4 protein-coding genes are annotated in these 8,272 nt (G+C 52.2%); all 4 read left to right on the top strand.

Translation table 11 applies throughout. The annotated features are described in order from the left end of the window. Positions 1-136 precede the first annotated feature (136 nt). The 4 genes from LAO21_21085 (at position 137) to LAO21_21070 (ending at position 8,124) form a co-directional block, all read left to right on the top strand. Positions 137-2,578, top strand: a complete 2,442-nt coding sequence (locus LAO21_21085) for a hypothetical protein (protein MBZ5555214.1) — start codon at positions 137-139, stop codon at positions 2,576-2,578. After that, positions 2,578-3,273: a hypothetical protein gene (locus tag LAO21_21080; GenBank protein ID MBZ5555213.1), complete on the top strand. Its 696-nt coding sequence runs from the start codon at positions 2,578-2,580 to the stop codon at positions 3,271-3,273. Before LAO21_21085 ends, LAO21_21080 begins: the two co-directional genes overlap by 1 nt. A 1,756-nt stretch (positions 3,274-5,029) precedes the next feature. Then, positions 5,030-6,295 carry an MFS transporter gene (locus tag LAO21_21075; protein ID MBZ5555212.1) on the top strand — a complete coding sequence of 422 codons (1,266 nt, stop codon included), beginning with the start codon at positions 5,030-5,032 and terminating at the stop codon, positions 6,293-6,295. Positions 6,296-6,381: 86 nt separating this feature from the next. Further along, positions 6,382-8,124, top strand: coding sequence for an alkaline phosphatase family protein (locus tag LAO21_21070; protein MBZ5555211.1), 1,743 nt, complete (start codon positions 6,382-6,384; stop codon positions 8,122-8,124). The last annotated feature ends 148 nt before the right edge of the window (positions 8,125-8,272 follow it).

The following is an 8,272-nucleotide window of genomic DNA, read 5'->3' as shown; positions in this document are numbered from 1 at the left end:
TCCAACAACTGGAATTTTCCTATCGCTAACTGGGACAGCAGAATGGGAGACCTGAACTTGAAAATCGACAATCACAACAGTTTTAACCAATATTCATGCGGGTCAGGGTCTTGAATCTCAGCTAATTTGGACAGCAGTGACATCTCAATCATTCAGCGTGTCAGCCTTCAGTCGATCAGGAAAGAAGTTGACTGGACCTTCGTTCGTCATCGAGGCTCAAGGGAAGATCTCGGTCGACATCACAGAATGGCTTCACAGCCTGCCGAATGACGCGGCTGGAGAATTCTCGGATGGGAGCCTCGCAATTAATTTCATAAACGATAATATAAAGACCCTAACAGGTCAAATCCTAATCGCGAATCCTGCAACAGGTATCCATTTCGCCTCAGGGATGTTTAAAAACGATAATGGCCAGAGTGGGCTTCAACCGGCGCTCCACCTTCTCTGGTGGGGATTGGCGGACGGTCGTGATGCGAAGTTTTTCGTCTCCAATATCGCAGAACACCCGGTCGCAGCGGATGTGTTTCTTGACTTCAAGGCGAAACGTCATCCCGGCTCCGTGCTCTATTTTGGCGCACGGGAGACTAAGGCTCTCTGCGTGGCTGATTTGTTGAATGATCTGAACGAAAACGCTCAGAATGTCCCAGAAGGGGGGATTACAGTAAGCCCCCGGGGCCCGGAGGCTTCCCTAATTGGTATGGGTCAAATGAGCAATCCTTCGAGCAAATTTTCAACGACTCTGCATCTTCCACGTCTGGATCGACAGACAGTGAGCGCGTTGCACGCGACCGGTGTGCCTATTGGCACACCAACGAGTGGATCGGTCTACGCGGGGTTGGGAACTTTTATTCCGCATGTAATTGTGCGAAACTTGAAAGGCGCCTCGCAAAACGTTACCTTAACGATTGAATACTCAGGGAAAGATGGACCGCAGCAAGCCGTGCTACCGCCGGTCACTGTCGATGGCTTTTCCACTGTGGATATTTCGATAGATTCTTTCTACGCAAGGGTACCACTGCCCTTGTCATTCTGTGCCATCCGGATTCAATATGACGGCGCGCCGGAGTCAATCAGCTCAGAAATTGTGAGCACCGAACAGAACGGGCGCGCGACTTTCTCCTTTTTCTTGACGAATGAAGGCGATGGTTATGCGATGAGCGGAACTTCGTCTTGGCATTTGGACGCCAAGACGGAATCGATTCTTTTCCTGACTAACATGGGCGAAGACGATTCCCGAATTGGATTCACGGTCAAGGCCAATGGACTGGATTACTATCTCACGAATCTCAAGCTGAAGGCCCATGAAACTCGGGCGATTGACTTGCGGAAACTGCGTGACTCGCAAACGGAGGACTTTCGAAAGAATAAAATCCCTGTTTCGGCGTCAGATGGGAACCTCTATTGGTCCCGTTTGGATAATGTGCCAGTGATGGGGCAGTTCATTTCGATTCAGCGCAATGAGGAGGTTAATCCCGGTCCGATGAACAAAGGAGGGTCCGCGAGGACTCCATCCAATATCATTCTCCCAGGGGACCCAGGGGAAGGTTGCCCTTGCCCAGACAGCTTCGACGACGTGGGTATTGTTGGCCAGCAGCCTTGCGGGATACTACCTGGAGAAACCTGTGGATGGAATGCAATGGGTGAGTGGGTTGATTGCAATCGAATATTCAGCTTTTATGATGTCACACTTGATTCCAGTTGGTCCTCAACCAATGAGGGCGTCGCGACAGTGGATGGTTCCACAGTGCCAGCCGTTATTACGGGCATATCTCCTGGCTTTGCCCTGATCAGCCCATATTACTTTGGTTTCGCATATGATCCTGTTTCTTGCGTCAAAGTGCCTAGAGGTAGAAGCCCGTCGGGGGTAACGAATGTCCGACCCACAGTCAGTATTGACAGTGTCTATAATTTCATTTTTGTTGCGACAAATCCTTTGGTAACTCGTTTCAACCAATGGCAGGCTACTGGTAATCCTGGTGGTGGCCAGTACTATTGGAGTACCCCCAACCCTCGCGTAACATTTGACAATCCATCGGCTAGCGGTGTTACTCTTCTTGGGAATAGTCCCAGTACGACACTTCTTGACACAAGAATCAACGTTACCTATGGGGTAGAGGATCTTGGGATTTCATCAGCTTCTCGGTTGATCACAATCCGAATTTTTAAATTTCTCCGGAACAAAGGGGTAACACAAATCATACCACAGCCAAACGGCTATATAGCTTACCAATATTACAATATATATACCTCCCCTAGTGGACAATTGCTCCAGCCAGGGTTCGGCGACATAGAGGTTGATGAAATAGTTGAATTGCAGAGCGCGACTAAGGACGGAGTACCATTGTCCCAATCAGAGATAGATTTGATTATTAGGGACACTGGAGCGGGTGCCACGGATGCAAATAGCGAGTTCTTTGACCGACTTAATTTCATGACTCAAACAGGGAATCCTATGCCTTCTGGGTATGTTTTCAGATCTAAGCAAGATTTGTTCGTCGGTGGTATTTTCGTGCGTCATAACACCTTAGAACAGCGGTCGGATGGTGTCAATATTACGAATGGGGGGCCCAATAGTTAATGTTTAAACCAATTTGTTCTTTGAGGTTCAGCTCATTGTCCCTGGCCCTCATGATGCTCTTGTGCGTAAATCAGGCCCGGGCACAGAAGATCGATCGCCTTACGGAGGATTCCAGTCTCATCAACCAGAAGATTGGAAAGTTTGCTTTGGCAAACGAGGGATTCCTCGTTGCGGTCGCAAGACTCAACTCGGTTACTTCAGATCTTGGTTTTGCGATCGAACTCATCCAAGGGACTCTAACATCCGGCCCGCCCCCAGACCCTAAATTCAATGCGGAAATCCAGGAAGCAACCCTCGCTGAAACCTTGGACTTCCTGTGTAAATTGGATCCGCGGTATACCTGGTCGCAAGACGAAACGACCATAAACATCTATCCTCGGAGTACCTTGAACGATCCAGCCTATTTCTTCAATCGAAGAGTGACAGTAATTGAGTTTCATGAGGTCCGGAATGCCGACGATACGCTGTCCAAGATAGTAGCTCCGGTCTCTTCTCCGAAAGAGACCTTTCTAACCTGGCAATCTGTGAGGGATTATTCGAAGCCATGGAGTGCGAAATTTACAGACGTCACCGTTCGGGAAGCCTTGAATCGCGTTGTCCGACATTTAAGTCCAACCGAGGGGTGGATGGTGTTCGGAAATCCTGAAAACCTGGTCTTCGCCATTCATGATCGAATCACGCCGCGCAAGCAGTGATAGACAGCTCGTATCTTTGAAATGAAAACTGAAAAGAATTAACGTCAAATTAGCATTCAGCCCGCCTTGACGGGCGGCAGATCTTTGGCCCATGGCGCGAGCCATGGGAAGCGCAGCAAGAAGTAGAAGTCGAGCTCCGGTAGGAACGAAAGATAGTCTATCTATTGCGCCCACACAGAGAAAAACCTCGTCAGTTCAATTTTGAGTTATGGCTGAAAAGTCTGTCGCCCCTGGCGGGGCTCGGCATTGATTTTAGCGCCCTGACCCCACGGCTGGCGCCGTGGGCCAAATCCGCCCGAGGCGGACCGCAAGCGGGACTGTCAAAGACCGCTTGGTTTCACATCTTTTTGTTCTCCATTTCAGTTAGATGAAAATGGAAAGGTCTGACTCCCAAATTGATGTATTAATCGACAATTTCCTTACGAGGATTTCCTTTAGGTGCATGGAGGTTCTATATGTTGAGATCTTGCTCCATCAGTCTTTCGAGAACGATAAGTATAGTACTTTGCATGGTATGCCTGACGACATCCCTATACTCGGCGGAATCCGGGGACTCACGCATATTTGCAAGAGTCGTTCATTCCGATATCCGGCCGCGCAGTGTCTCGATATATTTGAGAATGAACCCCGCGGGTTGTAAGGATCTTCCTACTGAGCGTGCCAACCAAACAACAAGATGCTATTCCGAAGTATGGAAGGGTCTTTACTTACAGATCTTCCTTCAACGAGCAATACAGGTTAAGGACGGTGTTTTCGGCGTGGCTGTTGATTTTAGTAAGGACAAGGACGCGCGTAACATCGTTCTCCCCGAAAACCAACCGTCCCATGGGATAAGCTCAGACCAAATAGATGCATTCCATTTTCGCAACAGCGACAATTCGGGCCCAAACGAGGGAGGCCCCAAGAACGTAAATGCCCCTCAGGAACTTCGAAATATCTACTATCCTGGTTTTTCTGTGGAAATTAGACTTCTGGAATTCGACATCTCGAACACTGGTTTGGGAAAGACCCCTGCATTTGGATCGCTTTCTTTCCTCATCGTTGTGAAGGAGGATGCGATAGACTCAAAATAAGTTTCGAGATGTGCGGAGGATTCTAGGTGCCTGATCGAGGGCCAAGATAAACCGGCTTGAAGTGGCAGATGGAAGAATTGTTGCACCCAGACATGCGCATTCTAAATTGTCAGGATTCAATCTCGTCTTTTGAAATGTCCTCACGAATTGGGTTCGCCAAGTCGAACCTCCTGACATTGCTATGAAATACCGAATCGTAAAGAATGCATGGGGTCGTATCCTTGCTGTTGCTCAAATCCTAGAATGCCCGGTGAGGGCATCGGGCTCACAACATAGCTTCATGATTTTGCGTTGTAGGCCGGGTCCCCTGACCCGGCGATTCCATTTCGGCCAGACGGCATGTTATGTGTTGGGTTTCCCCCTGCGATCCCTCTTTGAATCCGTTTGTCTTCCATGAAGCGATTTGTTACGATTGAAAAATTTCTAATTGCACGGCCCGCATCTCTTGCGAACGACAAGTGCAATCCACGTGCAGTTCATTTTTGAGTGAGAAAGACGTCAGTTGATTTTCCCTCATTCAAGATCTGAAACGGGAGATCAAGCGGGTGCTCAATGAATTTCGATCGAGGCTAGCGGCGGATGAACATCCTTCAAACCCGGGTTTACAGGTATGATCTTTGGTGGCCTTTCCGGCCTCCCATTGGAAATTTGATCTTCTCGGTGGCGGAGGCCGATCCGGCCTCATGAAAAAGAATCTCTCCCTCGCCGGGCAATTCTTCCTGACCAACTTCTGGTTTGCTTACAACTTTCATTGGAGCGCCTTGCTGGTGGTGGTAGTTCAGTCACAGATCCACGGCCTGGTTCCTGACACGATGCAAGGTCGCGCCCTGGGACTGGTTCTGGGCGGCGGAGCGCTGCTGTCCATGTTGGCGCAGCCCTTCTTTGGAGGTTTGAGCGACCATTCTCATTCCCGGCTGGGCCGACGACGACCCCAGATGGCCCTTGGAATTGTGGTAAACCTGTTCGCCATTTATCAGCTTTTTGTAGCCGCCGCCCACGGGCAGTATGTGGTTTACGTGCTGTGGTATTTCGTTCTCATTGTGGCCAATAACGCCATGGGATCGGCCTACTCCGCCCTGGTGCCCGATCTCGTGAACGAAGAGCAGCGCGGGGCGGTCTCGAGCTGGATCGGCTTTATGTCGGTCCTGGGCACCATCGCCGCGGCCCGCGCCTCGAGCCATTTCATGGGCGCGGGACAGCCCCGGGAGATGATGTGGGTCATCGTCTCGGTCGTGGTCGTGCTTTTTGTCCTCACTTTTCTGGGAGTTCGTGAACCGGCCGCCCCTGAGGCCCGGCCCTTTCATTTCAAGGAGATCGTCTCCAGCTTTAAATTTGATTTCCGGGCGCATCCAGGATTCGGATGGCTTTGCCTGAGCCGGATGTCGATCCTCTCCTGCTTTTATACCGTAATGTTCTTCCTCGAGTATTTTCTGCGCGATGTTGTGCGCGTGGCCAATCCCGAACGCAGTGCTGGCGTGCTGCTGGAGATCGCCAGTTGGGCCGCTCTGGCCAGCGCCGTGATCGCGGGATTCCTTTCTGATCGGCTGGGCCGCCGCGCCATCGTCTATTTCACCGGCGGCTTGATGACGGTGGCAGCATTCATGTTTGTTTATAACCAGTCGGAGACTTCTATTCGGTGGGCGGCCGTGGTCTTCGGGTTTGGCTATGGCGCATTTACGGCCGTGGACTGGGCGATGGTGAACGATTTGCTCCCCGGCGCCGATTCGTATGCCAAGGACATGGGAATCTGGACGGTCTCCACGATCATTCCCCAGGTGATCTCAACTATCGCTGGAGGCTTCATCGTGGATCATTTCAATGCCATCACCCCCAACCTGGGCTATCGGGTCCTGCAAGGGGTCGTCGTGGCTATACTCCTTGGCGGGATGCTGGCGATCGGGAAAGCCAAGGGTCTGAGACCGTGGCAATGGAACGCCAGAGAAGCTTGATAAAGGTGTGATGAAGGGACAGGTTTGAAGTGCGGACTCCTGCATTATTCCTTGCATGATTTCGCCGACTTAATGAGAGCATATTTGTGAAAACAAAACGACCGGTCCTCTTGATTCCTGTTTTCTTGCTTGTCCTTGGGCTTCTGGCGCACTTCACAGCGCTTCGAGCCTGGAATGCCTTCATCGGATATCATCCGCCCTATGCGGTTTCAAATCTGCGAGCGGCCCCGCTCCCACCCATCACCCCGCATGTCTACATCATCCTTGTCGACGGGTTGCGATACGACCAATCGCGTGAAATGAATTTTCTCAACGCGCTTCGCCGTCGCGGAGCCGATGTCATTTGCCGTGTGGGATTGCCGTCACTCAGTTTGCCGGGCCGCGCCGTCATGATGAGCGGCGCCTGGCAGGAGGTTCACGGCCAACTCACCAACTTCAAGGCCCGTCCTCTTCCAATCGATACAATCTTTCAGCTTGCCAAAAAGAAAGGCTTGAAGACCGCTCTTGAAGCCGGAAACAATGCCCAGAAATTATTTACACCTTACGTGGATGAAAGAGTCACGCTTCCTTCAGGCGATGGCCACCAATTGGGAAAGGATGTTGTCAAAGGGGAGCGGGAGTTGCATCAGGCGTCGGCTTCGGCGCGCGAACTGATCCGCACGAAGGACCCAAGTCTTTTCCTGATCGACTTGACGATGACGGACGAAGTGGCCCATGACTTTGGGGCGGTTTCCCCGGAGTACAAGAACGCCGCTGAGCTGACGGACAGAGAAATCCGAAATCTCGCGGCCACCATCGATTTCTCCAGTTCCGTGCTGATGGTGACCTCGGATCACGGTCACGTCGACCGCGGCGGGCATGGGGGAGATGAACCCGATGTGATGACGGTTCCCTGGGTGATGGCAGGGAAGGGGATTCAACCCGGCGTGGCCCTGCTGGGCCGGCAGATCGACCTTGCCCCCACCGTGGCCGCACTCCTGGGCACCGAGATCCCGGCGGCCAACCAGGGAATGATTCTCACGGATGCCCTGCGAATTGACGGCGCCGCCAAAGTTGGATTGCTCGACAGTCTCTATCACCAAAGAAAGAATTTCACGGATGCGTACTTGTCGGTCGTGAAAGGAACGCCCGCCCATGCCCTCACTCAAGAACCTTCGGTCAAGATCGTGACCTCCCTCGAAGCGGCTCTTGACGGACTTGATACAGAGGCGCAAGCCGCCAAGCAGGAACGGATCGCGCGCGAGCCGGCGGCGAGGCTAAAGTGGGTCCTGCCGCTCGTCCTTCTGCCTTTGGGGGGGAGTCTTTTTTACCTTCGCCGTCGATGGGTCAATCTCCGCGAGGTCGCCTGGGGCCTTGGCGCGATAGGAATTTATTGGATCGTGTACGGGGGACTCTTTGAAGCCGCTCATATGGGCTACTCCTTCACGGCAGTCAATGTCGAGGAAAACCTCCAACTCTTCTTCGGCAAGAATATGCTCTTTGCCGCCGGTGCATTGTTCATCGCAGTGGCGGTGACCGCCGGTTTGATGAGGCGTCCTCAACCCTCAGAAGTACCCCAGAGGTTGGGGGATTCAGCAGGAGGGACCCTGTTGAGTTCCTCCTACGTTGCTGCGGCCATGATTGCATTTTCAATTCTGGTCAAGGTTTGCGTGGAATATTGGCGCTATGGGCTGTTTGTCCGCTGGTATGTGCCCAACCTGCATTGGGGGTTCGGCATCTACCTGGATCTCCTTCAACTGGTGGTCGTCGGATGCGTCGCCTGGCTGGCTCCGCTTCCGGCATGGGTGGGAATGAAACTCGTTCCCGGTTCGAAGAGCGCTCTCCCATAGGGGACGTCGAAAATATTCAGGCTGCGATTTGCATTTTGGACCAGCCGGGCGCACGAGCGCCCCTTCATCATTAACCTACTCTTGCATTGCTGCGTATCAATTTGACAGCACCCCGATTTATCGGGGTGACCAGGATCCGGAAGAATCC

Source organism: Terriglobia bacterium (genome assembly GCA_020073085.1).
GTDB lineage: Bacteria > Acidobacteriota > Terriglobia > JAIQFV01 > JAIQFV01 > JAIQFV01.
Note: the sequence above shows the minus strand (reverse complement) of the source record. Positions and strands in the feature narration are given on the sequence as shown.